The 22,017-nt window shown below is 61.9% G+C and carries 28 protein-coding genes, 1 other RNA gene and 1 pseudogene; 14 read left to right on the forward strand and 16 right to left on the reverse strand.

Translation table 11 applies throughout. The features are described from left to right. The first annotated feature begins 1 nt into the window (after position 1). On the forward strand, positions 2-1,033 hold the full coding sequence (locus NKI52_RS01825) for a peptidoglycan -binding protein (RefSeq protein ID WP_352644574.1): 1,032 nt from the start codon (positions 2-4) through the stop codon (positions 1,031-1,033). Positions 1,034-1,293: 260 nt separating this feature from the next. Beyond that, entirely contained in the window at positions 1,294-1,692 is a 399-nt protein-coding gene (locus tag NKI52_RS01830) for a hypothetical protein (RefSeq protein ID WP_352454908.1), read from the forward strand. A gap of 78 nt (positions 1,693-1,770) precedes the next feature. Here NKI52_RS01830 and NKI52_RS01835 read toward each other — a convergent pair. Then, positions 1,771-2,114: pseudogene (locus NKI52_RS01835) on the reverse strand (DUF1304 domain-containing protein). A gap of 182 nt (positions 2,115-2,296) precedes the next feature. Here NKI52_RS01835 and NKI52_RS01840 point away from each other — a divergent pair. Both NKI52_RS01840 and NKI52_RS01845 read left to right on the forward strand, forming a co-directional pair. Next, positions 2,297-3,781, forward strand: coding sequence for a carboxypeptidase M32 (locus tag NKI52_RS01840; RefSeq protein ID WP_352454909.1), 1,485 nt, complete (start codon positions 2,297-2,299; stop codon positions 3,779-3,781). A gap of 207 nt (positions 3,782-3,988) precedes the next feature. Next, the gene (locus tag NKI52_RS01845) at positions 3,989-6,016 is read left to right on the forward strand and encodes a DUF3857 domain-containing protein (RefSeq protein WP_352696868.1); all 2,028 of its coding nucleotides are present in this window, start codon (positions 3,989-3,991) and stop codon (positions 6,014-6,016) included. A gap of 118 nt (positions 6,017-6,134) precedes the next feature. Here NKI52_RS01845 and NKI52_RS01850 read toward each other — a convergent pair whose 3' ends face one another. Further along, a complete protein-coding gene (locus tag NKI52_RS01850; protein WP_352644580.1) occupies positions 6,135-7,937 on the reverse strand; it encodes an ABC transporter transmembrane domain-containing protein in 1,803 nt (600 codons plus the stop codon). A gap of 204 nt (positions 7,938-8,141) precedes the next feature. Here NKI52_RS01850 and rpmE point away from each other — a divergent pair, with 204 nt between their 5' ends. After that, positions 8,142-8,363, forward strand: a complete 222-nt coding sequence (rpmE, locus tag NKI52_RS01855; protein ID WP_006327661.1) for a 50S ribosomal protein L31 — start codon at positions 8,142-8,144, stop codon at positions 8,361-8,363. Positions 8,364-8,431: 68 nt separating this feature from the next. Here the strand turns inward: rpmE and NKI52_RS01860 are convergent, their stop codons facing one another. Beyond that, entirely contained in the window at positions 8,432-9,073 is a 642-nt protein-coding gene (locus tag NKI52_RS01860) for a TetR family transcriptional regulator (RefSeq protein WP_352454912.1), read from the reverse strand. Positions 9,074-9,215: 142 nt separating this feature from the next. Between NKI52_RS01860 and NKI52_RS01865 the strand changes: the two genes are divergently transcribed. Further along, positions 9,216-9,695 (forward strand): anthrone oxygenase family protein, encoded by a 480-nt coding sequence (locus tag NKI52_RS01865; RefSeq protein ID WP_352454913.1) that lies wholly within the window; start codon positions 9,216-9,218, stop codon positions 9,693-9,695. A gap of 27 nt (positions 9,696-9,722) precedes the next feature. Here NKI52_RS01865 and NKI52_RS01870 read toward each other — a convergent pair whose 3' ends face one another. The 3 genes from NKI52_RS01870 to NKI52_RS01880 form a co-directional block, all read right to left on the reverse strand. Continuing rightward, a complete protein-coding gene (locus tag NKI52_RS01870; RefSeq protein WP_352454914.1) occupies positions 9,723-10,034 on the reverse strand; it encodes an Rdx family protein in 312 nt (103 codons plus the stop codon). Beyond that, positions 10,031-10,780: a YebC/PmpR family DNA-binding transcriptional regulator gene (locus NKI52_RS01875; RefSeq protein ID WP_023678028.1), complete on the reverse strand. Its 750-nt coding sequence runs from the start codon at positions 10,778-10,780 to the stop codon at positions 10,031-10,033. Before NKI52_RS01875 ends, NKI52_RS01870 begins: the two co-directional genes overlap by 4 nt. 237 nt (positions 10,781-11,017) lie before the next feature. Continuing rightward, positions 11,018-11,341, reverse strand: coding sequence for an ArsR/SmtB family transcription factor (locus tag NKI52_RS01880; protein WP_023678030.1), 324 nt, complete (start codon positions 11,339-11,341; stop codon positions 11,018-11,020). Positions 11,342-11,392: 51 nt separating this feature from the next. On the opposite strand from NKI52_RS01880, the gene NKI52_RS01885 reads away from it, so the two are divergent. From NKI52_RS01885 to NKI52_RS01895, 3 genes are read left to right on the forward strand one after another with little or no spacing between them, the layout of a single operon-like run. Next, positions 11,393-11,875, forward strand: coding sequence for an SRPBCC domain-containing protein (locus tag NKI52_RS01885; RefSeq protein WP_352574684.1), 483 nt, complete (start codon positions 11,393-11,395; stop codon positions 11,873-11,875). 18 nt (positions 11,876-11,893) lie between these two features. Further along, the gene (locus NKI52_RS01890) at positions 11,894-12,256 is read left to right on the forward strand and encodes a VOC family protein (RefSeq protein ID WP_352634242.1); all 363 of its coding nucleotides are present in this window, start codon (positions 11,894-11,896) and stop codon (positions 12,254-12,256) included. Between the two features lie 29 nt (positions 12,257-12,285). Then, positions 12,286-12,753, forward strand: coding sequence for an SRPBCC family protein (locus NKI52_RS01895; RefSeq protein ID WP_352696872.1), 468 nt, complete (start codon positions 12,286-12,288; stop codon positions 12,751-12,753). Between the two features lie 42 nt (positions 12,754-12,795). Here NKI52_RS01895 and NKI52_RS01900 read toward each other — a convergent pair whose 3' ends face one another. The 7 genes from NKI52_RS01900 to ssrS form a co-directional block, all read right to left on the reverse strand. Further along, positions 12,796-13,083, reverse strand: a complete 288-nt coding sequence (locus tag NKI52_RS01900) for a BrnA antitoxin family protein (RefSeq protein ID WP_352450852.1) — start codon at positions 13,081-13,083, stop codon at positions 12,796-12,798. Next, the gene (locus NKI52_RS01905) at positions 13,064-13,351 is read right to left on the reverse strand and encodes a BrnT family toxin (RefSeq protein WP_352569573.1); all 288 of its coding nucleotides are present in this window, start codon (positions 13,349-13,351) and stop codon (positions 13,064-13,066) included. The genes NKI52_RS01900 and NKI52_RS01905 overlap by 20 nt, the downstream gene beginning before the upstream one ends. 53 nt (positions 13,352-13,404) lie before the next feature. Beyond that, positions 13,405-14,172, reverse strand: a complete 768-nt coding sequence (locus NKI52_RS01910) for a TerC family protein (protein ID WP_352696874.1) — start codon at positions 14,170-14,172, stop codon at positions 13,405-13,407. A 70-nt stretch (positions 14,173-14,242) separates the two neighbouring features. Then, on the reverse strand, positions 14,243-15,067 hold the full coding sequence (locus NKI52_RS01915; RefSeq protein WP_023678036.1) for a TIGR00282 family metallophosphoesterase: 825 nt from the start codon (positions 15,065-15,067) through the stop codon (positions 14,243-14,245). Positions 15,068-15,121: 54 nt separating this feature from the next. After that, positions 15,122-15,643, reverse strand: a complete 522-nt coding sequence (locus NKI52_RS01920) for a DUF3592 domain-containing protein (RefSeq protein ID WP_352696876.1) — start codon at positions 15,641-15,643, stop codon at positions 15,122-15,124. 78 nt (positions 15,644-15,721) lie between these two features. Continuing rightward, the gene (locus tag NKI52_RS01925) at positions 15,722-16,306 is read right to left on the reverse strand and encodes a 5-formyltetrahydrofolate cyclo-ligase (protein WP_352696878.1); all 585 of its coding nucleotides are present in this window, start codon (positions 16,304-16,306) and stop codon (positions 15,722-15,724) included. A 141-nt stretch (positions 16,307-16,447) separates the two neighbouring features. After that, positions 16,448-16,603, reverse strand: a non-coding RNA gene (gene ssrS, locus NKI52_RS01930) — 6S RNA. Between the two features lie 175 nt (positions 16,604-16,778). Between ssrS and NKI52_RS01935 the strand changes: the two genes are divergently transcribed. The 5 genes from NKI52_RS01935 (at position 16,779) to msrB (ending at position 20,717) form a co-directional block, all read left to right on the forward strand. Continuing rightward, on the forward strand, positions 16,779-17,618 hold the full coding sequence (locus NKI52_RS01935) for an AAA family ATPase (RefSeq protein WP_023678038.1): 840 nt from the start codon (positions 16,779-16,781) through the stop codon (positions 17,616-17,618). A gap of 117 nt (positions 17,619-17,735) precedes the next feature. After that, positions 17,736-18,182 (forward strand): GNAT family N-acetyltransferase, encoded by a 447-nt coding sequence (locus NKI52_RS01940; RefSeq protein WP_352677995.1) that lies wholly within the window; start codon positions 17,736-17,738, stop codon positions 18,180-18,182. Between the two features lie 8 nt (positions 18,183-18,190). After that, positions 18,191-19,381 (forward strand): vWA domain-containing protein, encoded by a 1,191-nt coding sequence (locus NKI52_RS01945; RefSeq protein ID WP_352574675.1) that lies wholly within the window; start codon positions 18,191-18,193, stop codon positions 19,379-19,381. Continuing rightward, complete coding sequence (locus NKI52_RS01950) at positions 19,382-20,203, forward strand: MBL fold metallo-hydrolase (protein WP_352574673.1); 822 nt, start codon at positions 19,382-19,384, stop codon at positions 20,201-20,203. It begins immediately after the preceding gene. A 109-nt stretch (positions 20,204-20,312) separates the two neighbouring features. Further along, the gene (gene msrB / locus NKI52_RS01955; RefSeq protein ID WP_352489224.1) at positions 20,313-20,717 is read left to right on the forward strand and encodes a peptide-methionine (R)-S-oxide reductase MsrB; all 405 of its coding nucleotides are present in this window, start codon (positions 20,313-20,315) and stop codon (positions 20,715-20,717) included. A 3-nt stretch (positions 20,718-20,720) separates the two neighbouring features. On the opposite strand, the gene NKI52_RS01960 is transcribed toward msrB, so the two are convergent. The 3 genes from NKI52_RS01960 to NKI52_RS01970 form a co-directional block, all read right to left on the reverse strand. Beyond that, the gene (locus NKI52_RS01960; protein ID WP_352696881.1) at positions 20,721-21,035 is read right to left on the reverse strand and encodes a hypothetical protein; all 315 of its coding nucleotides are present in this window, start codon (positions 21,033-21,035) and stop codon (positions 20,721-20,723) included. A gap of 66 nt (positions 21,036-21,101) precedes the next feature. Then, complete coding sequence (locus NKI52_RS01965; protein WP_352574668.1) at positions 21,102-21,542, reverse strand: hypothetical protein; 441 nt, start codon at positions 21,540-21,542, stop codon at positions 21,102-21,104. A 61-nt stretch (positions 21,543-21,603) separates the two neighbouring features. After that, a complete protein-coding gene (locus NKI52_RS01970) occupies positions 21,604-21,864 on the reverse strand; it encodes a DUF2312 domain-containing protein (RefSeq protein WP_023719653.1) in 261 nt (86 codons plus the stop codon). Between the last annotated feature and the right edge of the window lie 153 nt (positions 21,865-22,017).

The raw sequence follows: 22,017 nt of genomic DNA on the forward strand, positions 1-22,017 counted from the left end.
CGTGGCGTTGGCACGAGGCCGGCGCTCCGACCGCCGCATCGATTACTGGCCGGGCTTCGTCGATGCGCTGTCGACGCTGCTGTTGGCGATCATGTTCCTGCTCACGGTTTTCGTGCTGGCGCAGTTCCTGCTCGGCCGCGAGATCTCCGGCAAGGACACGGTGCTCAACCGCCTCAATTCGCAGATCAACGAGTTGACCCAGCTTCTGGCGCTGGAGCGCTCGACGACGCAGGACAAGGAGGACACCCTTGCCAATTTGCAGGCATCGCTGTCTACATCGGAGGCGGAAAAGAGCCGGCTCGAGCAATTGCTGGCGCAAGGCGCCGGTGCCGGCGATGCCGCCAACCAGCGCGCGACGGCACTTTCCGGCGAGCTCGACAGCCAGCGCCAGATCAGCCAGCAGGCGCTGAGCCAGGTCGAGATCCTCAACCAGCAGATTTCGGCGCTGCGCAGGCAGATCGCAGCGCTCGAACAAGCGCTCGACGTGTCCGAAACGCGCGACCGCGAATCCAACACCAAGATCGCCGATCTCGGCCGCCGCCTCAACGTCGCACTGGCGCAACGCGTGCAGGAGCTAAACCGCTACCGCTCCGATTTCTTCGGCCGCTTACGTGAAATTCTTGCCGACCGCGAGAACATCCGCATCGTCGGCGACCGCTTCGTCTTCCAGTCGGAAGTGCTTTTCCCGACCGGCTCCGAGGTGATCAACGATGCCGGCAAGGTCGAGATGAAGAAGCTCGCCGATGCCATCATCGAATTGCAAAAGGAAATCCCGCCGGAGATCAACTGGGTGCTGCGCGTCGACGGCCACACCGACAACAAGCCGCTCTCCGGCACCGGCCGCTACCGCGACAATTGGGAATTGTCGACGGCGCGCTCGACATCGGTGGTCAAGTTCCTGATCGAGAACGGCGTGCCGGCCAACCGGCTGGTCGCGGCCGGCTTCGGCGAATTCCAGCCGCTGGACCCCGCCGATACCGAAGAGGCGCGCAACAAGAACCGCCGCATCGAGTTGAAGCTGACCGAGCGGTGATCTGCAAGCCTTCTTGTATCATGCGCCAGGTCGAGCCGGCTCAAGTCGGCGGCATTTAGGGCACTGGTGGGCAGCGGCAAGAGCTGAAAAAATTACCTTTTTTTAATTACACTTTGCCGCCATGGCCTTTTAGCCTTGGTCATGGGCCGAGAACCGCCGGCGGTGGAACCGCTCATCGCGACGCGACGGAACCTGACGGCCCGCGGCCGGAAGGCAGGACCCTCCCAACCACCGCCTTCCCCAGTAAAGGAGACGCAACCATGCGCTTCTTCGCTCCCAGGAATCTCAGGACTGCTACGCTCGCCACACTGCTCCTCGCCGTTCCGTTTGCTGGCGCTTACGCCGGCCCGCGTGCGACGGCCTTGATCAATCAGATCCAGAGCGTGGAGACGGGTATCCAGGGCGCCATCCGGGCGAACAAGCTCGAGCCGGGCGAGGCACGTGACTTGCGCACGCAGGTCGCTCAACTCGATCGGGCCGCCCAGAGGGCCGCACGCGATGGAACCATGCCGAGCACGCAATATCAGCAGTTGCTGGCGCAGCTCGACGATGTCAGCCAAAAGCTGCGCGCTGACACCGGCAGTGCCTTCCTCATCGGCAACGGCGCCGATGGCGGATACTATCCCAACGGCTATGGCCCAACTTATCCAGGCGGCTGAAATCGGCCGCAGTGCCCGGCGCTGTGGCAATTGATTTGCGCATGATCCCGTTCCAGCTTTCGGTTCAGGGATCATGCGCTAGCCCACCGCCAGTGCAATCAGCGCCAGCGCTGCCGGCACTGTCTCGATGAACAGGATTTTACGGCCCGCCGTCGCTGCCGTAAAGGCCGGCGACGGCGACGCAGAGCAGGAAGAAGACTACTGGAAACCGGCTTCGCCGAGGTAAAGCCCCAGATCAGGCTGGCTGCGAGAAAGCCGTTGTAAAGCCCCTGATTGGCCGCGAGCACTTTCGAGGCCCTGGCGAATTCCGGCGTCAGCCTGGATACCATATGGCCGCGCGGCGTGTCCTACAGCACCATCTCAAGATAGACGATGCAGAGGTGGATCACGGCCACCAGCCCGACCAGCACATTGGCGATCATGTTTCGTCTCCGCATCGCGGTCTGCCGCCGCCGGACGACATTGACCACGCACGCCACCGCTTCCACAAGATGCTTTTCGGCCGTTGCAGCTGGCAGTCGATGCGTCGATCGCGGACGGCTTCGGGGTTGCCAACACTTTTGCATTGGTATCTTTTCCCGCCGTCAAATCAGCGGAACCCACAATGTCCTTTCAAAAACTCGACGACCTCGGCCACAAGCTCGAAGCGCTGGAACACGCCCTCGCCATCCTCGGCGCCGACGAGGCGACCCATATGGCGGTCGGCGGCGGCGAGAAGCGCGCAGAGGCAATGTCGGCGCTTGCGGGCATGCACCATGCCCGGGCGACTGCGCCGGAGATTGCCGACTGGATCGCGGCGGCCGAGCAGGAGGCGCTGAACGAAGAGCAGCAGGCCGCGGTCAGGGAATTCCGCCGGCAATACACCAACCTGACCTGCCTGCCGGTCGAGTTCGTCGAGCGCCAGACGACCGCGCGCATGCGCTCCGAGCAGCTCTGGCGCGACCTGCGCGCCAAGAACGACTGGGCGGGTTTCCTACCGGCGCTCGAAGGCGTCGTGGCGCTGGTCCGCGAGGAGGCGGCCCTTCGCGCCGAGGTGCTCGGGCTCGAGCCTTACGACGCGCTCATGGAGCAATATGACCCGGGCAATCGCGCCGCCGACATCACGCCTGTGTTTGTCGAGTTGAAGACCTTCCTGAAAGGCTTCGTGCCGGAGGCACTGGCCGTGCAGGAAGAGCGGCTGGCGAAACATCCGCTGAAGCCGCTTTCCGGCAGATACCCCTTGGACAAGCAGCGCGAGCTTGGCCTCGCCATGATGGCGGCGGTCGGCTTCGACCTCACCCACGGCTCGCTGTCGGTTTCGCACCATCCCTTCTGCGGCGGCGTGCCGAGCGACGTGCGCATCACCACCCGCTACAAGACCTCGGATTTCCTGTCGGCGCTGATGGGCGTGCTGCACGAGACCGGCCATGCGCTGTACGAGCAGAACCTGCCGAAGGCGTGGGCGCACTGGCCTCTGGGCAGAGCGCGCGGCATGGCGGTGCATGAAAGCCAGAGCCTGTTCGTCGAAAAGCAGATCGGCCGCAATCCAGAATTCTGGCGCTGGGCGCTGCCGGTGGTCGAAAGACACCTCGGCGAGAGCTGGACGATCGACGACATCCTGCCGCATGTACACCGGGTCGAGCGCGGCCTGATCCGCGTCGATGCCGACGAGGTCACCTATCCGCTGCACGTCATCCTGCGCTACGAGCTGGAGCAGGAGCTTGTCTCGGGACGGCTGGAAGCAGCCGACCTGCCCGAAGCCTGGGATGCCAAGATGCGCGATTATCTCGGCCTGTCGACATCAGACAATCCGGCTGACGGTCCGATGCAGGACGTCCACTGGCCGGGTGCCGCCTTCGGCTATTTCCCCTCCTACACGCTGGGCGCCATGATGGCGGCGCAGCAATGGGCGGCGCTGACCAGGGATCATCCTTCAGCCGACGAAGACCTCGCCAAGGGAGATTTCGCCGCGATCAACGACTGGCGCCGCAAAAGGATCTGGTCGCAAGGCTCGCGCTGGTCGACACCGGAACTGCTCGAACGCGCTACCGGCGAAAAGCTCGATGCCGCACATTTCACTGACCATCTGAAGAAGCGGTACGGTAACTGAGCCGCTTCGTCTATTCCAGGTTCTTGCCGCGGTGACTTGCAGAAATCCGCGAAACTGGCCTTTACTTTGGTGGGAAAGCCTCTGAAAAAGGAGTTCTTCCAAGTTGGGCGAGCGTAGATGTCTGTCTGTTACAGTTTTCATAGGATGAAGTCTTTCTGGCCCCGCTTGGTATTTTTCATCTTATTGATCGGCCTGAGTTCTCCGGCCATGTCCGACGACATGGTTCTCAAGGGTCCGGCAGAAAGCTGGGTAAAGCAGCTTGATATTCCGGCTGCCGATCCCACCCGATCGGATCAAATCAAGAATGGCGTTTCATGGCTGCTCTCGGACGACCAGATCAAGCATCGCGCCGGCGGCTATGTCGAGTACTCGCGCACCGTCTATAAAATCGTCGACCGTCCCGGCCTGGATCGTGGCGCGAGTATCGATCTGCAGTTCGATCCGTCCCGGCACAAGGTCACGCTCAACCATCTTCACATCATCCGCGATGGTGCCGTTTTGGACCGGCTGGAAGGCGTCGGATTCGACATCTTCCGCAGGGAAAGAGACGCCGAGAAAGGCGTCTTCGACGGCTGGCTGACAGCACATGTCAACATCGATGACGTGCGTGCCGGCGACATCGTCGATTACGGGTCGACCTACGAAGTAACACCGCTGGTCGGCAAGGACCTTTTCTTCAAGAATTTCTCCACCGAATGGGAAGAGCCGGTAGCGCTTATCCGCACAAGCATCATTTGGCCCTCGGGCCAGCCGCTTCAGATCAAGACAAGGGGAACCCGACTTAAGCCCTCAATCTCCCCGACTGGGCCGGACATCACCTATCTGTGGGAAATCTCAAACCCGAAACCGGTCAATGTCGAGGACAACCTGCCCGTGACCTATCCAGGCTGGGGCTCCATCGATGTCGCGTCTACCGCGAATTGGCAAAGTGTGGTCGATGCCGTTGCGCCCTATTACAAGCCAGCGACCGTTTTTCCCTCGGCTTTTGCCGCAAAGCTCGACGACATCGCTCTGCGGCATCCGGTGCCCGAAGACCGGATGGTCGAGGCAATGCGGTTGGTGCAGGACCAGATCCGCTATGTAAGCCTGTCGATGGGTGCCGGTTCCTACGTTCCGCGTGATCCCGCGACGGTCATCCTGAGCGGGTTTGGTGACTGCAAGGACAAGGCCCTGCTGCTGGTTTCGTCGCTTGTGCGGCTTGGCATTGCTGCCGAGGTCGCCTTGGCCGATCTCGACGAGGGACGGGCCCTGGACCAGCATCTGCCGGCGCTCCGCGATTTCGACCATGCCATCGTCAAGGCAAGGATCGGAGCAAAGACATATTGGCTGGACGCCACGAACTATCTTCAGGGCGGCAGGGCGCACAATCTCGCACAGCCCGACTACGGCTTCGCGCTGCCGCTTTCCAGCACCGGCGGGTTGGAGAAGATGCCGAGCCCTGTGCTTACCAGCCCATCGATCCAGATCGCCGAGGAATTCGACTTTCCGCGGAAACCGGGCGATCCCCTCGTGCTGACGGTCTTCTCGACATATGAGGACGCCGATGCCGATTGGATGCGCGGCAATTTCGCCAGCAGGTCGCTGAGCGAGGTGTCGGACGCCTACCTGAAATACTACAACAAGCAATATCCGGGCATCCAAACCATCGCCAAGCCGGAAATCGTGGATCGCCGCGACGGCAACATAGTGAGCGTGAAGGAAAGTTATCGCTTGCCGGCGGAGGCGCTGGCGGCCAACGATCTGGCAAAGAATTTCCCGATCCGCGCGGCCGATCTCGGCAACAACTCTCTTCCAACCCCGACAATCGTCGACCGAACCGGGCCCGTCTCCCTCGGCCCCCAGTTCTACCGCCGCCACAAGGTGACCGTGCGCAACCTCAAGGCGAGGTTTTCCGGCGAGTCGATGAAAAACGTCGTGACGCCCTATCTGTCTCTCAAGGCATCCTGGTCCAACACGCCCACCGAATTTCAAGTTGAATGGAACTTTCAGACGCTGGCGACTGAAGTACCGGCCAAGGCGATTGCCGATTATCTGAAAACCGTCGATGACCTCGCAGACCAGGTTCGCTGGCAGTACGATTTTACCTATGAAGAGCCGCCTGCCGATGTGCAGCTCAGCGATCCGGCAAAGGAGCAGCGACAGACCGTCGCCAGCATGCTTTTGTTGTCGTTGCTTGTCGGCGTTCCCCTGTTCATAGCCTATCGACGCGGCAAACGCCGAGCTTTCGGTAGCTGAAGAAACTCGGCGGCCGCTGGGCACCATGATCCCGAAAAGTGGATGCCGGTTTTCGGAAAAGATCATGGTCAAACAAGAAGATGGAGCCTCATCCCGATTTCATCGGGATGGAGCGATGCTACTCGGCCGCGCCCCTGAAAGCATTCGCCCCGGTGTCGAACTGCAGCTTGGCAAGCCGCGCATAGATGCCGCCCTTGGCGACCAGGCTCTGATGCGTGCCTTCCTCGACGATGCGGCCGCCATCCATGACCAGGATGCGATCGGCCTTCAGCACGGTTGCCAGCCGATGGGCGATGACGATCGTGGTGCGGCCCTGCATCAGCCGGTCCAGCGCCGTCTGCACCAGCGTCTCGCTTTCGGCATCTAGCGCCGAGGTCGCCTCGTCGAGCAGCAGGATGGGCGCATCGCGCAGAATCGCGCGGGCGATCGCCACGCGCTGGCGCTGGCCGCCCGACAGCGTCACGCCGCGCTCGCCGACCTGGCTGTCATAGCCCTTTTCGAGTTTCAGGATGAACTCGTCGGCAAGCGCGTCCTTCGCCGCCGCCTCGATCTCGGCCTGGCTGGCGCCAGGCCGGCCAAAGCCGATATTGTCGCGCGCGCTTGCGGCAAAGATGGTGACGTCCTGCGGCACGATGGCGATGCGCGCGCGGATCGCGGCCGGATCGGCCTCGCGCAGATCGACCCCGTCGATGACGGTCCTGCCGGCCTCCGGATCGTAGAAGCGTAGAAGCAGCGAAAACACCGTGCTCTTGCCGGCGCCGGATGGCCCGACGATCGCCACCGTCTCACCGGGTTTGACCTGAAAGCTCAGGCCATGGACGGCGGCGCGGTCGGGCCGGGCCGGATAGGAGAAGGAGACATCGTCGAAACTGATCGCGCCTCTCGCCTTTGCCGGCAGCGGCTTCGGATCGGCGGGCGCCTGGATCGCCGGTTTCTCGGCCAGGATCTCGGTCAGCCGTTCGGCAGCGCCCGCTGCCTGGGACAGTTCGCCCCAGACTTCCGACAGGGCGCCGAGCGCGCCGGCGGCGAACACCGAATAGAGCAGGAATTGGCCAAGCGTGCCTGGCGACAGCGTGCCGTCGAGCACGTCGCGCGAACCGAACCATAGCACCGCCACGACCGAGGAAAAGATCATGAAGATGGCGAAGAAGGTGAGAAACGAGCGGGCAAAGATCGAGGCCCGCGCCGCTTCGAACGCTGCTTCCACGGCGGATGAAAAATACCCGGTTACAAGCTTCTCGTTGGTGAAGGCCTGCAGGGTGCGCACCGCGCCGATCTGCTCGCTGGCGTAGGCGGTGGCATTGGCCAGAGTATCCTGCGCCAGCCGTGACTTGCGCCGCACCGAGCGGCCGAAGGCGACCAGCGGCAGCACGATTAGCGGAATGGCCGCGATGACCAGGCCGGACAGTTTTGGGCTGGTGAAGACCATCATCGCCACGGCGCCAAGGCCGAGGATGACGTTGCGCAAAGCCACCGAGGCGGTAGCACCGACGGCCGATTTGACCTGTGTCGTGTCGGCGGCGAGCCGCGAGACGATCTCGCCCGACTGGGCCGTGTCGAAGAAGGAGGGCGACAGCGTGGTGACGTGGGCAAAGACATCGCGGCGGATATCGGCAACGACGCGCTCGCCGAGCGTGATGACGAAATAGTAGCGGCTGGCCGACGCCGCCGCCAGCACGGCGGCCATCACCACCAGCATGGCGAAATATTCGGCAATGAAGCTGGAATCGGAAGCGGAAAAACCGTGGTCGATCATCCGCCGCACGGCCAGCGGCAGCGCCAGCGTCGTCGCCGCCGCGACGGCCAGTGAGACGATCGCGCCGATGACCATTTTGCGGTAATGGGTGATGTAGGGAAACAGGCGCTGCAGCGGCCTCAGCGAGCGCCTGCGCTCGTCTGCATCGCCGCTGATGTTCGCCATGACCGTTTCCTTTGGCCCTTTGGGGTTTGCGCCATCAATATGCGCTTGCCGCGGCCTTGTGATTCAATTCCGGCTGATGTATAGGCTCGCCGACCGTTTTAGAAGCCGTGGCTCCTCAATAGCTGCGGCTTCGAGTTTTAAAAAGGGGCGCATCGACGCAGGCTTCAGCCCGTCGGCAGCACCCGGCAAGCCAGGAACAGACCCATGAAGACCGATATCCATCCCGACTACCACACCATCAAGGTCGTCATGACCGACGGCACCGAGTACATGACCCGTTCGACCTGGGGCAAGGAAGGCGATACGATGAACCTCGACATCGACCCGACCACCCATCCGGCCTGGACCGGCGGCCAGCAGACCCTGCTCGACCGCGGTGGCCGCCTGTCGAAGTTCAAGAAGCGTTTCGAAGGCTTCGGCCTCTAAGCCGCATTGGCGTTTCGCAGATCGAGAAACCCGCCTTCGTGGCGGGTTTTTTGTTGCGAAATACGGCCCTATTCGCCGACCAGCTCGCGCAGAGCCATCCGCTTGTAGGCGGCAACCAGCCGGTCGCCTTCTTGCCGCCCGACCGAGATCGCCAGCCGCATTGCGGCCTCGCCCATCTGCCAGATTAGAAACGCCGTCGTTTCGAGCGCTTCCGGATCGGCGGATGGCCGCAGCCGTTTCAGCACGGCTGTAAGGAATTCGGCGTTGGCCCGGCTATCGGCAAGCTCGAGTTCGCGCAACGCCTTGTCGGCCTGCGTGCCCGACCAGATGTCGCGCATCACCGGCTCCGCCAGGAACATTCCGTAGTAGATATCCACCAGTTCCGAAAATGCCCGGCGCAGGCCTTCGGCGTCATTGACCTCGGCTAGCGCTGCCGCAATGCAGGCCTGGCTTTCGGCGGTGTAGCGTTCGGCCAGCGCCCAGATGATCGCCCTCTTGTCGGGGAAGAACTGGTAGAGCGAGCCGATCGACACGCCGGCCCTCTCGGCCACCTCGCCCATGCGCATGGCGTCGCTGCCTTGCTCGGCGATCAGCGCCGAGGCGGCGGCCAGCATGCGCTCGACCCGCTCGCGGCTGCGCTGCTGGCTCGGCGCCCGGCGCGGCGATGCGATCTGCTCGTTGCGGGAACCCGGTGCAGCGGTGCCTTCCATGACTGTCTCCAGACGAACAATCAACAAATTGCCTTGACTCGCAAAATACGAGGGTTTATCACGTTTTGCAAACATGAGGATTATTCACATTTTGTGGACGTGCCAATCAAATTGCTCGAACCCCGAAACCGGAGGAACTGACATGATCATGAAACTGCTTCCAACCCTCACCTTCGTCGCTGCCATTGGCTCAGGCGTTGTCGGCGGCGTTTTCTTCGCCTTCTCCAACTTTATCATGCCGGCGCTCGCCCGCTTGCCTGCCGGAGGCGGCATCGCCGCCATGAATTCGATCAACATCACCGTGATTACGCCGGCATTCATGACCGCGCTTTTCGGCACCGGACTGGTCTGCCTTGTCCTTGCCGCCGGCGCTCTTATCGGCTGGAGCCAACCGGGTGCATTCTGGCTCCTCGCCGGCGCCCTGATCTATCTCGTCGGCAACCCGATCGTGACGATGATGTTCAACGTGCCGCTCAACAACGCCCTGGCCGCCGTCGATCCGGCAAGCGCCAACGGCGCCGCCGTGTGGGCCACCTATCTCAAGGACTGGGTGATGTGGAACCATGTCCGCACCATCACCGCCATCATGGCGCTGGGCTGCTTCATCTTCGCATGGCGGTGAATGCAGGACGGAAGTCCTAAAAGGCCGTCAGGCAGGGTCTTTTGACTTATGGCCCTTGCGGTCGGCATGGCCGAGATCGCGATCCGGATCGATGACGTCGCGAACCAGTTGCTTGAGCTTTGCGGCGTCGGGAAAACCGCCGTCACGCTTGCGGTCCCAGACCAGCGTGTCATTGCAGGAAATGGTGAAGATGCCGCCGGTACCGGGCACCAGCGTCACTTCGCCCAGATCGGTGCCGAAGGTCGACAGCAGCTCCTGCGCCATCCAGCCGGCCCTGAGCAGCCACTGGCACTGCGTGCAATAGGTGATGCGGACTGTGGGCAGCGCGTGTTGGATCATGCCGCGCTGAGCTTCGCCAAGGTCTCCTCGTCGACCTCGAAATTGGCGTAGACGCTCTGCACGTCGTCGTCGTCCTCGAGCGTCGCAACCAGCTTCATCAGCGATTGTGCCCGCTCCTCGTCGACCGCGATATTGGTCTGCGGCTTCCAGATCGGCTTCACCGATTCAGCCTCGCCGAGTGCGCCTTCCAGCGCCTTCGACACTTCGCCGAGATTCTCGAAAGCGCAGTAGATCGTGTGGCCTTCCTCGTCCGACTGGACGTCGTCGGCACCGGCCTCGATCGCCGCGTCCATCACCTTCTCGGCGCTGCCGGCCGATGCCGGATAGTAGATCTCGCCGACGCGGTCCCACATGAACGATACCGAGCCGGTCTCGCCCATCGCCCCGCCCGCCTTGGTGAAGGCAGCGCGCACATTCGACGCCGAGCGGTTGCGGTTGTCGGTCAGGGCCTCGACGATCAGCGCGACGCCGCCTGGCCCGTAACCCTCGTAGCGCACGGCTTCGTAGGTCTCGGCATCGCCCATCGACGCCTTGTTGATGGCGCGCTGGATATTGTCCTTCGGCATCGACACCGCCTTGGCGTTCTGCACCGCAAGGCGCAGGCGCGGGTTCATCGATGGATCGGGCGTGCCGCTCTTGGCGGCGACGGTGATTTCGCGCGCCAGCTTGGAAAACATCTTCGACCGCACCGCATCCTGGCGGCCCTTGCGGTGCATGATGTTCTTGAACTGTGAATGGCCAGCCATGGCACCCCTGTCATCTTCTCGGCTAGAGCATCTGCCGCCTGGTGAACCACCCGGCATCTTGCAAAATGCTCGAATTCAAAATTTCAGAACGTCCTGCTGCGTCCCTGACGGACGGACGGCGCTCGCTGTCGGAATGGCCGGCTTATAGATAAATCGGCTCAATTCGTCCAGCCGCGCCATTGCTGCCGGCACGCAAGGCTTTCAAGATCCGAAAATCGGCAGGCTTCGGCAAACCTTTCATCCCTCAAGATCGGATTTCAGCCGGTCGAGGATGCTGATCGCGTGCGTGGCATATTGACTGATCCAGCGGTCGTGGATGTGCTTGATCGGCAGCGCGTTGAGATGGTTCCAGCGTTCGCGCCCCTCGCGCCGCGCCACGACCAGGTCGGCCTCCTCCAGCACCTTCAGGTGCAGCATGACCGTGCAGCGGTCCATGTCGGGGAAGGCATCGCACAACATGCCGGTGGTCTGCGGCGCATCCTTCAGCCGGTCCAGCAACGCACGCCGGCGCGGATGCGCCAGCGCCTTGAAAACATTGTCGTCTCGCGATTGGCTTGACATGTTATATATCTATAACATATCCTTGAGCCATTCAAGGAAGGAGCTGTGGATATGTCTCTTGGATTCAGGGTTTCTGGCCGCATCGGCAAACCCGTCGCCGAAGTCTTCGATGCGGTCGTCAATCCGAAGAAACTTAGCGGCTACTTCACCACGATCGGCGGCGCCAGCGCACTGCTGGTGGCGGGCGCCACCGTCATCTGGTGGGGCAAGGTTCCCGTCGAGGTCGACGAGGTGAAGAAAGACAGCCGCATCGTGCTGCGCTGGGATGCCACCGACGCCGACGGCAAGCCAGCCTACAAGACCCGCATCGAGATGAATTTCGAGCCGCTCGACGATGGCGGCACCTTCGTCACCATCGCCGAAACCGGCTGGCACGAGAACGCGGTCGGCCTGAAGAAATCCTACCTCAATTGCGAGGGCTGGTCGCAGATGCTGGCCTGCATGAAGGCCTATGTCGAATACGGCATCAATCTGCGCGACGGCTATTACCGCAGCGAGATGAAGGGCGAGCCGGCCAACGAGAACAACATCTGAGAGCAATGGAGTCAGCAAATGACCGCGAAGATCACCGGCGGCATCAACATCGCCATGAAGGTCCCGCCGCATCAATACCAGGCGACGATCGCCTTCTATCGCGACGTCATCGGCCTGAAGCCATTCACGGCCAAGCCGCCGGCCGCCGGCTTCGAACTCGGTCCCAATCGGCTGTGGATCGACGAGGCGCCGATGATGAGCCAGGCCGAGATCTGGCTGGAACTGTTCACCGATGATTTTCCGGCCGCTGCGGAGCATCTCGCCAAGGCCGGTGTCGTGCGCTGCGACGCCATCGAGGCACTGGGTGAAGGCTTTCGCGGCGGCTGGATCACCAATCCGGCCGACATCATTCACCTGGTGCGCGAACCCGATGCCTGGTGAACAGGCGACGCCGTGGAAAGGAGGACGAAATGGAAATCCGCGAAACACCGACCGCCGAAGCCGGCATGCTGATAAGGAGGCCGGTCGCCGACGTATTCGAAGCCTTCGTCGATCCGGCGATCACGACGAAGTTCTGGTTCACCCATGGCAGCGACAGGTTGGACAGCGGCAAGGAAATCAGTTGGGAATGGCGCATGTATGGCGTCTCGACGACGGTCAATGTCAGTGAGATCGTCGATAACAAGAAGATCGTCATGCAATGGAGCGATCCGCCGACCACCGTAGTGTGGACTTTCGCCGAGATGCCGGGCGGCACGACCTTTGTCGAGGTCCGCAATTCCGGCTTTGTCGGCAGCCCCGATGAGCAGGTCAAGCAGGCGATCGGCTCGACCGGCGGTTTTGCGCTGGTGCTCGCCGGCGCCAAGGCGTGGCTGGAGCAAGGCGTGATGCTCGGCCTGATCGGCGACCGCCACCCGAAGGACGTTCCAGCAAATTAAGTAACGGCGAGCCAAGATCGGCTGGCAACAGACCGCGAATGCTCAGGAACGCCGCTTTTCCTGCTCTAGCACATGACGGCGGAGCACGCGGTTGATCTCCGTTTGATAGCCACCGCCTTCGACATGCTCCTTGAACCAGGACAGCACATCAGCGTCAAGCCGAATGGTCACCGGCTGCTTTAGTGGCCGGTAGAGGTGCCCTCGGCGAGCATGAACCCAATTCTCGGCCGAAGTTTCCGGAATGTCGGACGTGTCAATTTCGCTGTCAGGCAAATCTGCCAAATTGGCGAGCTGGTTGCGCTGATCTTGGCTAAGTTCCTTCCTGCTCATAGCGCCTCCTTTCATGCGGCGTTGCTTTCCGGGCACCGACAATCCGAATTCGTTCCTCATCTTCGAGATCGGGATAAGTGTGAACAACGAGCAGTACCACCAGCCCTTGGATCATCCCGATCGCATGCCACCTTTGCTCGCCATCTTCAAACCGGTCAGGCACAATCAGATGAAGCGGATCCTTGAAGACATCTTCGGCGAGATCGAACGCAACACCATGCTTGGCACGGTTGCGCTTGGCCTTCTCGGGATCCCATTCAAATCGCAATATGGCGGCACCGTTATTTACAAAATTGTACGCACAATTCTGTAAGAGTCAAGTCAATGCCCGCCCCCGCCCTTTGCCTTCTTCCGCCGCCGAGCCAGCATGTTGAGCCCTTCGACCAAGGCCGAAAAACCCATGGCGGCGTAGATGTAGCCTTTCGGCACGTGGTAACCCATGCCGTCGGCGATCAGCGTCATGCCGATCATCAGCAGGAAGCCGAGCGCCAGCATGACGATGCTGGGGTTCCTGGCGATGAAATCGGCCAGCGGCCCGGCCGCCAGCATCATCACGCTCACCGCCACGATCACCGCGATGTACATGATCGCGATTTCGTCGGTCATGCCGACGGCGGTGATGATCGAGTCGATCGAGAAGACGAGGTCGAGCAGCAATATCTGGAAAATCGCGCCGGCCAGCGAAAGCTGCAGCGTCTCGCCCATCATGGTGTCCTGGTGATCATCGAGATCGACCGTGTGGTGGATTTCCTTGGTCGCCTTCCAGACGAGAAACAGGCCGCCGGCGATCAGGATCAGGTCGCGCCATGAAAAGCCGTGGCCGAAGGCGGTGAATATCGGCGTCGTCAGTTGAACGATGATCGAGATGGTGGCCAGTAGGATCAGCCGCATCACCAGCGCGGCCGAGATGCCGAGCCGCCGGGCGCGGGCCCGCTGCGCTACCGGCAATTTGTTGGTCAGGATCGAGATGAAGATCAGATTGTCGATGCCGAGCACGACCTCCAGCACGATCAGCGTCAGCAGCGCGACCCATGCCGTCGGGTCGGAGACAAAGGCGAATTGCGGCGCCAGGAATTCGACTAGCTGCATGGAGGTCGTCCCCTCTACGATCTAGAGCAGTTTCGCCGGCAATTGGGTATTGCAAGCGTCCATATCAATGTCACGACCAGAAGGATGGAGCCGTTTCCTCCAGCCGCGGGCCGCGGCGAAACGGCGCGATCCGTTCGGTCAGGCCGCTACGGTCGGAAATGTCGACGCCGACGCCGCACAATGTCGCCGGTCCGGTCGACGCCTCGAAGCGGCCTTTCGGCACCTTGGACAAGAACCGGTTGAGCGGCTCCTCCTTGTCCATGCCGAGCGAGGAATCGTAATCGCCGCACATGCCGGCATCGGAAATATAACCGGTGCCGCCATTGAGGATCTGGTGATCGCCGGTCGGCTGATGCGTATGGGTGCCGACAACAAGGCTGGCACGGCCGTCGACGAAATGAGCGAAGCACATTTTTTCCGAGGTCGCCTCGGCATGGAAATCGATGACGATCGCATCGGCCTGCTCGCCAAGCGGACAAGCGGCAAGTTCGCGCTCGCCGGCCTGGAACGGATCGTCGAGCTCGGGATGCATGAACACCCGGCCCATGATGTTGGCGACCAGCACGCGCGCGCCGTTCCTGGCGATGTAGACGCCTGAGCCGCGCCCCGGCGTACCCTTGGGGAAATTGGACGGACGCAGGAAGCGCTCTTCGCGCGGCGCGAAAATCAGCGCATCGCGCTGGTCCCAGACGTGGTTGCCGGTGGTGACGACATCGGCGCCGGCCGAGATCGTCTCACGAAAAATTTCCTCGGTGATGCCGAAGCCTCCGGCGGCGTTCTCGCCATTGACGATGACGAAGTCGAGCTTGAAATCCGAAATCAGGCCGGGCAGCTGTTCCCACACCGCCGTACGTCCTGTCTTGCCGACCATGTCGCCGAGAAAGAGAAGTCTCATGCGCACTTCTATCCAGAGCCATGGACGCTAGGCAAGCGGTACCCGCGATTGGTTCTAATGTCGGCCGAAAGTGGCGCGCTGCCGTTGCGGCTTTGCGCTCGCGCCCGCTGCGCGAACGGGCGATGGCGTCATAGGCGACGGCGGATTCCGTCCGCGTAGCCAGAAGAACCAGACGTAGAAGGCGATGAAACCGCCGGTGACGACAAGCAGCAACAGCCCGCCACGCCAGCCTTTCATTGCGGCGGTATCGAGGTTCGATGGATCGGCAGGGTCGTAGTACAATTCTACCTTGTCGCCCATGGACGCACTGTAAAGACCGATAATTTTTCCCTTTCCGGACCAGGTCATCGGCGCGTCGTTGACCACATAGGTGACGGCGACATCGATGCCATCCGTGGTGAGGCCGTTTTCCTGCGTTTCGGTGTAGGGATCGACATCCGTCACCGTGGCGACCGTCTGATGCCAGGCGGCTTTGTGATGCGGCGTGGTCCCGATGACGTGCAATCCCATCGCAAACAGCGCTACCGCGATCAGGGCGAACGGCATCAAGAGGAATCGCATAAAGACAAAAGCCATCGCGCCATCGACCCGGATTGTATTGCAGAAACACTATCCTGATATGTCTTGGAAACGCGTTAAGCGGATCGGAACATTTTAAGGGATACCGAACCGGCGCAACCCGCTCTCGGTGAGTATTTCCGGAATGATCACGTCATGCGGCTCGTCCGGCACCAGGGCCACCTCCTGGCAGTCGAAGGCAATGCCGATCAGCCGCGGCTGCTGCCCCTTGTCGGCCAGCCGCGCGATCGCCCGGTCGTAATAGCCGGCGCCGTAACCGATGCGGTGGCCGCGCGCATCGAAGGCGGCGAGCGGCACCAGCATGACCTGGGGGTCGAGTACCTCGGCTTCCTCATGCGGCCCGACGGTGCCGAAGCCCATGTCGATCATCGGCGCGCCACGCACCAGCTCGCGAAAGCCGATGGTGGTCTTGTCCAGAATGGCCGGCAGGCAGAGCCTTGCCCCCTTCTCGCGCAAGGCAAACATCAGCGGCCGGACGTCGACTTCCGAGCGCATCGGCCAGAAGCCTGAGACGATCTGGCCCGGCTCGACCGTGATCCGGTCGCGCGCCGTCTCGGCCATTTCGAGTGCTGCCTCCACCCGCCAGAAAGGATCGAGCGCGTCGCGGCGCCCGAGGGCTTGGTTGCGGAGATTTTTTTTCAGGTCTTTTGGGGATGTCATGCGCCGACGCTAGAAAAGGTCAGATTTGAATGGAGTTTTACGAGCGACGTTTTGGAGGAGCGGGGCGAACTTTTCGTTCGTGAGAGCACCGCACAAAGCGGCGCGACGACAAGATCCGCCAGACATGGCCTTTTCGATAGGTGACGATCCACACAACCGGTGGAGAGAGCGATCCCGGGAACCTACAAAGTAGGTGGGCGCCGTATGAGAAAACCCACGGGTCTTCCCAGGGACAGCTCCCTAGGGATCATTAAGGCCCCGGGGAAAATGTTCTCCTGCCGGGAAGCGCAGACCGTCTCCGCCAATATAGGCAGACGGCAGACCAAGCGCCAGAGAGACGACATGTTTCGAGTCTTAAATCGACGCAGAACCGCTCGACGAGGTCGCGCCGGCAAGATCCCCGCTTTGCCAGCGGCGCCTTGCACAGCGAAGGCCGCGTCCTTAGGGTCGCGCGATGAACCCGGGAGCAAAAATGCGTTTCGAAGGCACGGCAGCCTATGTTGCCGACAAGGATCTGATGGTGGCGGTCAACGCGGCGATCGCGCTGGAGCGGCCGTTGCTGGTCAAGGGCGAGCCCGGTACCGGCAAGACCGAACTTGCCCGCCAGATGGCGGCGGCGCTCGGCCTGGATCTGATCGAATGGCACGTCAAATCGACCACGCGGGCGCAGCAGGGCCTCTATGAATATGATGCCGTCTCGCGGCTGCGCGACAGCCAACTCGGCGACGAGCGCTTCAACGACATCCGCAATTACATCAAGCGCGGCAAGCTGTGGGACGCCTTTGCTGCCGGCAAGAAAGTCGTGCTTCTGATCGACGAGATCGACAAGGCCGATATCGAGTTCCCCAACGATCTGTTGCAGGAACTGGATCGGATGGAGTTCTTCGTCTACGAGACCGGCGAGACCATCCGTGCCACCGTCCGGCCGATCGTCATCATCACCTCCAACAACGAAAAAGAGCTGCCGGACGCCTTCCTGCGCCGCTGCTTCTTCCACTACATCCGCTTTCCCGACGTCGAGACGCTGCACAAAATCGTCGACGTGCACTATCCCGGCATCAAGCAGAACCTGGTGCGCGCCGCACTCACGCAATTCTATGAAATCCGTGACGTGCCGGGCCTCAAGAAGAAGCCGTCGACCTCCGAGGCACTCGACTGGATCCGCCTGCTGGTCGCCGACGACATCGCGCCCGAAGACCTGCGCGCCGACCCGAAGAACGCGCTGCCGAAACTGCACGGCGCCTTGCTGAAGAACGAACAGGACGTGCATCTGTTCGAGCGCCTGGCTTTCATGGCGAGACGGCAGGGGTGAGGGGCCGGTCGGCCGGAAGCCCACGAAGTCACCGGACAGCGCTTTCCCGGTGCTGGACCGTTGCCTCTAGCCGGGCACGGAGGCAGCTTCGGGTTGCCGAGTTCAGAGGGAAACGAAATGACCGAGATCACCGTCCGCCCATTGGCGCAATCCGACCATACCAACTGGCGGCGTCTGTGGACCGCCTACCTCACCTTTTACGAAACCAAGCTGCCGGAAGAGGTTTACGCCGTCACCTGGAAGCGGCTGTTCACGGCGGGCGAGTTCGAGCCGAAGGGTTTCATCGCCACCCTCGACGGCAAGGCCGTCGGCCTGACGCACTATCTCTACCATCGCTCCTGCTGGTCAGAGATAAACAACTGTTATCTGCAGGACCTGTTCGCCGACCCCGATGTGCGCGGCAAGGGCGTCGGCGCCGCCCTGATCGAAGCGGTCAAGCAGGAAGCCGGCAAGATCGGCGTCAAGAACGTCTACTGGATGACCCACGAGACCAACACCACCGCACGCAAGCTCTACGACCACGTGGCGCGCAGGACCGGCTTCATCGAATACGATCTGCTGTAGACGGTGAGATGTTCATCCCCTTCTTCCTCGAACTGAAGGCAGCGCGGGTTCCGGTCTCGCTCCGCGAATATCTGTCGCTGCTGGAGGGGCTGGAGGCCGGGCTGGTCGACTATGATGTCGAGGGCTTTTACTATCTCGCCCGCGCCGCTCTGGTGAAGGACGAGCGCCACATCGACCGCTTCGACCAGGTCTTTTCGCACATCTTCAAAGGTGTCGAGGCGCAGGCCGGCGAAAACGCGGTCGATGTCGCAAACATCCCGGAGGAATGGCTGCGGAGGCTCGCTGAAAAGCACCTCTCCGACGAGGAGAAGAAGCTGATCGAGGCGCTGGGCGGCTTCGGAAAGCTGATGGAGACGCTGAAGAAGCGGTTGGAGGAGCAGAAGGGCCGGCATCAGGGCGGTTCGAAATGGATCGGCACCGGCGGCACCTCGCCCTTCGGCGCCTATGGCTACAATCCCGAAGGCGTGCGCATCGGCCAGCACGAGAGCCGCAACCGCCGCGCGGTAAAAGTCTGGGACAGGCGCGAGTTCAGGAATTTCGACGATGCCGTCGAACTCGGCACCCGCAACATCAAGGTCGCGTTGAAGCGCTTGCGCCGCTGGATGCGCGAAGGCGCCGAAGAGGAATTCGACCTGCCCGGCACCATCCACGCCACCGCCGAGCACGGTTATCTTGACGTTAAGACACAACCCGAACGTCGCAATGCCGTGAAGCTGCTGATGTTCTTCGATGTCGGCGGCTCGATGGACGACCATGTCAGGAGCGTCGAGGAGCTGTTTTCGGCCGCCCGCGCCGAATTCCGCCAGCTCGAATATTTCTACTTCCACAACTGCCTCTACGAAGGCGTGTGGAAGGACAATCGCCGCCGCCATGCCGAGGTGATTCCGACCTTCGATCTCCTCCATAAATATGGCCCCGACTACAAGGTGATCGTCGTCGGCGACGCCTCGATGAGCCCCTATGAGATCGCCCAACCCGGCGGCTCGGTCGAGCATTGGAACAAGGAGGCCGGTGCCGTCTGGCTCGACAGGCTGCTGCAGCAATGGCCGAACGCCATTTGGCTCAATCCGGAAGACGCGAAGAACTGGGGCTATACCCATTCGATTGCCATGATCCGCGATATCTTTGGCGGCCGCATGTTTCCGCTGACGCTCGCCGGCCTCGAAGCCGCGACGAAGCAACTTTCAAGGAAGCACTGAATGGATCCACGCAAAACAGGACGGTCGACCTGTTTCCTTTGCCTGCAATGCGGTGTCCAGTTCGCGGCGACAGCGACGCCGCCGCGACATTGCCCGATCTGCGAGGACGAGCGGCAATATGTGCGCTGGGAGGGCCAGGCCTGGACCACGCCGGAAGAGCTCGCCGCCGGGCATCGGCTCGTGATCAAGGATGATGCCGGCGTGCTCGCCTTCGGCATCGAGCCGCGCTTCGCTATCGGCCAGCGCGCATTGCTGGCGCAAACGCCGCACGGCAATGTGCTGTGGGACTGCATCTCAATGGTAAGCGACGAGGCGGTGGCGGAGATCAACCGCCGGGGCGGCCTGGCCGCCATCGCCATTTCGCACTGCCATTATTATTCGGCAATGGTCGAATGGAGCGCGGCGTTTGGCGGCGTGCCGATTTATCTGCACGCCGATGATCGTCAGTGGATCATGCGGCCGCATCCGGCAATCATCAGCTGGGAAGGCGAGACGCGCGCCATAAACCCGTCGCTGACGCTCATCCGCTGCGGCGGCCACTTTGCCGGTGGCCAGGTGCTGCACTGGAAGCACGACGGCGGCAATGCGATGCTGGCCGGCGACATCCTGCAGGTGACGCCGACTCGCCGGCATGTCAGCTTTATGTACAGCTATCCGAACTATATCCCGCTCAACGCGACGAAAGTGCTCGGCATCAAGGCCGCGCTGGAGCCTTTCACGTTCGACCATATCTACGGCGCATGGTGGAACCAGAACGTCATCGGAGATGCAAAGGCGGCATTTTCAGCATCGGTTGCGCGCTATCTCGCGGCCATCGCCTGAGGAATTCGTCGCAGCAGGATAGGAAATACGAGCAAACGCCGTAACAAATGCCTATTTCAGGCGAAGTTGGGAAGGCAACCCAAATAGCGACATAAGCTAAGAGGAAAAAATGGACAGCCACACCTACCCCGTCACCCGTACCGATGCCGAATGGCGCGCCCGGCTGACGCCTGAGCAATATGCGGTGATGCGCAACCACGGCACCGAGCGGCCGGGAAGCTGCGCCCTGCTGCACGAGAAGCGCGCCGGCACCTTTTCCTGTGTCGGCTGCGACCAGCCCTTGTTTGAATCCAAGCTGAAATTCGAGAGCGGCACCGGTTGGCCAAGCTTCAACGATCCGGTGCCGGGCTCGGTCGAGACCACCGTCGACCGCAGCTACGGCATGGTCCGCACCGAATGCCATTGCGCTCGCTGCGGCAGCCATCTCGGCCATGTCTTCGACGACGGCCCGCCGCCGACCGGCCTGCGCTATTGCATCAACGGCGTGGCGCTCAAATTCGAGCCGGCCGCCTGATCGTCAGGCCACGACCACCAGGATCAGCCACAACGTGGCGCCAAGCGTCATCAGCGAGGCCTTGGCGCCACTCGATTTTCCGGCAGTTCGCCAAACGGCAAAGGTCAGGAAGATATTGTAGGGCACCGGCGCGAAATGCACCGCCAGGACGAGCGCAAGCGGCAGCTTCAGCCCGAGCAGAATGAGTGCCGCCACCGACGACGCGACGTTGATCGCTGTGCCGACAACAACCAGATCGCGCCAGAACAGCCGATCGAGCGGCACCATGCTCAGCCAGCGTGAGCGGAAGAAGGCGGCAACGCGCGACATGATCGTCATCGATCGACCGGCTCCCTCGCTCTGCTCACCAGAGCGATTCTAAGGATTGCGTCTGGAAACCCTGCTTTATTCCTGACCCAGAACTTCGGCAATCGCGCGCTCGAAACGCGAGGCTTCCGTCACCAGCCAGTCGGTCATCGCCGGCCAATTGTCTTCGGCAAAACAATTCACCCGCCACATCGAATTGATGCCGAGGCCGTCGCAACTTTGTTCTGGCCTGAGCTTCAGCCTGTCTTCGATGGCCGGCTGGAACGGCTTCAACCGCGACCAGGCTTGCGTGGCACCGAACTTCTCGTTGCGGCCGAAGAAGACGCCGACATGATTCTGCGCAGGCGCGACATACATGGAAAGGACCAATGCGAAATCGGGCAGCCCACGCTGCCAGAACCACGGTCCGCGCCTCGCCAGCAGAGCCCTTTCATCCGGATGCCGTTCCGCGAACAGCGTCCAGAAGCTGCGTTGGCGGAATTCAGAGGCGCGGCGGCCGCCAAAATCGAATTCGCTCATGGCTGGAATCCATGGTCAGAACCGCTTCTCCCGCGATCGTCTCCGGCGCCGAGGCCGGCCTTCACACCATGCCGAGCGCGGCCTTGTACAGATCGAGAATGGATTCCTCTTCCTGCCGCTCGGCCTGGTCCTTCTTGCGCAGCCGGATGATCGACCGCATCGCCTTGGTGTCGAAGCCGGTGCCCTTGGCCTCGGCGAACACTTCCTTGATGTCGTCGGCAATCGTCTTTTTCTCTTCCTCGAGCCGCTCGATGCGTTCGATGAAGGCGCGCAGCTGGCCGGCGGCAACAGTCTGGCTGGTCTCGGTGATGTCGTCGGCCATAGTCTTCTCTCCGCGTCGTTTTCTCACCGCGACTCGGGGTGACCCGAGCGGCGAATTGCAGCGGTTCGATGCCCGACCGGGCGCGGCGGGTCAAGGTGCTATCGATGCGGCATGAAGGGTTGCTGCCAGGCGCCGACAAGGCTGTCTGATGCC

The sequence above is a fragment of the Mesorhizobium sp. M0590 genome (assembly GCF_040320905.1).
Taxonomy (GTDB): Bacteria; Pseudomonadota; Alphaproteobacteria; order Rhizobiales; family Rhizobiaceae; genus Mesorhizobium.

Bases quoted from the DNA above. Each gene is read 5' to 3' on its own strand.
- NKI52_RS01925 (WP_352696878.1), bottom strand. From the start codon at position 16,306: ATGACATCCCCAAAAGACCTGAAAAAAAATCTCCGCAACCAAGCCCTC.
- NKI52_RS01860 (WP_352454912.1), bottom strand. From the start codon at position 9,073: ATGGAAGGCACCGCTGCACCGGGTTCCCGCAACGAGCAGATCGCATCG.
- NKI52_RS01970 (WP_023719653.1), bottom strand. From the start codon at position 21,864: ATGGCCGACGACATCACCGAGACCAGCCAGACTGTTGCCGCCGGCCAG.
- NKI52_RS01830 (WP_352454908.1), top strand. From the start codon at position 1,294: ATGCGCTTCTTCGCTCCCAGGAATCTCAGGACTGCTACGCTCGCCACA.
- rpmE (WP_006327661.1), top strand. From the start codon at position 8,142: ATGAAGACCGATATCCATCCCGACTACCACACCATCAAGGTCGTCATG.
- NKI52_RS01895 (WP_352696872.1), top strand. From the start codon at position 12,286: ATGGAAATCCGCGAAACACCGACCGCCGAAGCCGGCATGCTGATAAGG.
- NKI52_RS01880 (WP_023678030.1), bottom strand. From the start codon at position 11,341: ATGTCAAGCCAATCGCGAGACGACAATGTTTTCAAGGCGCTGGCGCAT.
- NKI52_RS01885 (WP_352574684.1), top strand. From the start codon at position 11,393: ATGTCTCTTGGATTCAGGGTTTCTGGCCGCATCGGCAAACCCGTCGCC.
- NKI52_RS01865 (WP_352454913.1), top strand. From the start codon at position 9,216: ATGATCATGAAACTGCTTCCAACCCTCACCTTCGTCGCTGCCATTGGC.
- NKI52_RS01870 (WP_352454914.1), bottom strand. From the start codon at position 10,034: ATGATCCAACACGCGCTGCCCACAGTCCGCATCACCTATTGCACGCAG.
- NKI52_RS01900 (WP_352450852.1), bottom strand. From the start codon at position 13,083: ATGAGCAGGAAGGAACTTAGCCAAGATCAGCGCAACCAGCTCGCCAAT.
- NKI52_RS01845 (WP_352696868.1), top strand. From the start codon at position 3,989: ATGTCCGACGACATGGTTCTCAAGGGTCCGGCAGAAAGCTGGGTAAAG.
- NKI52_RS01890 (WP_352634242.1), top strand. From the start codon at position 11,894: ATGACCGCGAAGATCACCGGCGGCATCAACATCGCCATGAAGGTCCCG.
- NKI52_RS01910 (WP_352696874.1), bottom strand. From the start codon at position 14,172: ATGCAGCTAGTCGAATTCCTGGCGCCGCAATTCGCCTTTGTCTCCGAC.
- NKI52_RS01940 (WP_352677995.1), top strand. From the start codon at position 17,736: ATGACCGAGATCACCGTCCGCCCATTGGCGCAATCCGACCATACCAAC.
- NKI52_RS01840 (WP_352454909.1), top strand. From the start codon at position 2,297: ATGTCCTTTCAAAAACTCGACGACCTCGGCCACAAGCTCGAAGCGCTG.
- NKI52_RS01850 (WP_352644580.1), bottom strand. From the start codon at position 7,937: ATGGCGAACATCAGCGGCGATGCAGACGAGCGCAGGCGCTCGCTGAGG.
- NKI52_RS01945 (WP_352574675.1), top strand. From the start codon at position 18,191: ATGTTCATCCCCTTCTTCCTCGAACTGAAGGCAGCGCGGGTTCCGGTC.
- NKI52_RS01965 (WP_352574668.1), bottom strand. From the start codon at position 21,542: ATGAGCGAATTCGATTTTGGCGGCCGCCGCGCCTCTGAATTCCGCCAA.
- NKI52_RS01935 (WP_023678038.1), top strand. From the start codon at position 16,779: ATGCGTTTCGAAGGCACGGCAGCCTATGTTGCCGACAAGGATCTGATG.
- NKI52_RS01920 (WP_352696876.1), bottom strand. From the start codon at position 15,643: ATGGCTTTTGTCTTTATGCGATTCCTCTTGATGCCGTTCGCCCTGATC.
- NKI52_RS01915 (WP_023678036.1), bottom strand. From the start codon at position 15,067: ATGAGACTTCTCTTTCTCGGCGACATGGTCGGCAAGACAGGACGTACG.
- NKI52_RS01875 (WP_023678028.1), bottom strand. From the start codon at position 10,780: ATGGCTGGCCATTCACAGTTCAAGAACATCATGCACCGCAAGGGCCGC.
- msrB (WP_352489224.1), top strand. From the start codon at position 20,313: ATGGACAGCCACACCTACCCCGTCACCCGTACCGATGCCGAATGGCGC.
- NKI52_RS01950 (WP_352574673.1), top strand. From the start codon at position 19,382: ATGGATCCACGCAAAACAGGACGGTCGACCTGTTTCCTTTGCCTGCAA.
- NKI52_RS01960 (WP_352696881.1), bottom strand. From the start codon at position 21,035: ATGACGATCATGTCGCGCGTTGCCGCCTTCTTCCGCTCACGCTGGCTG.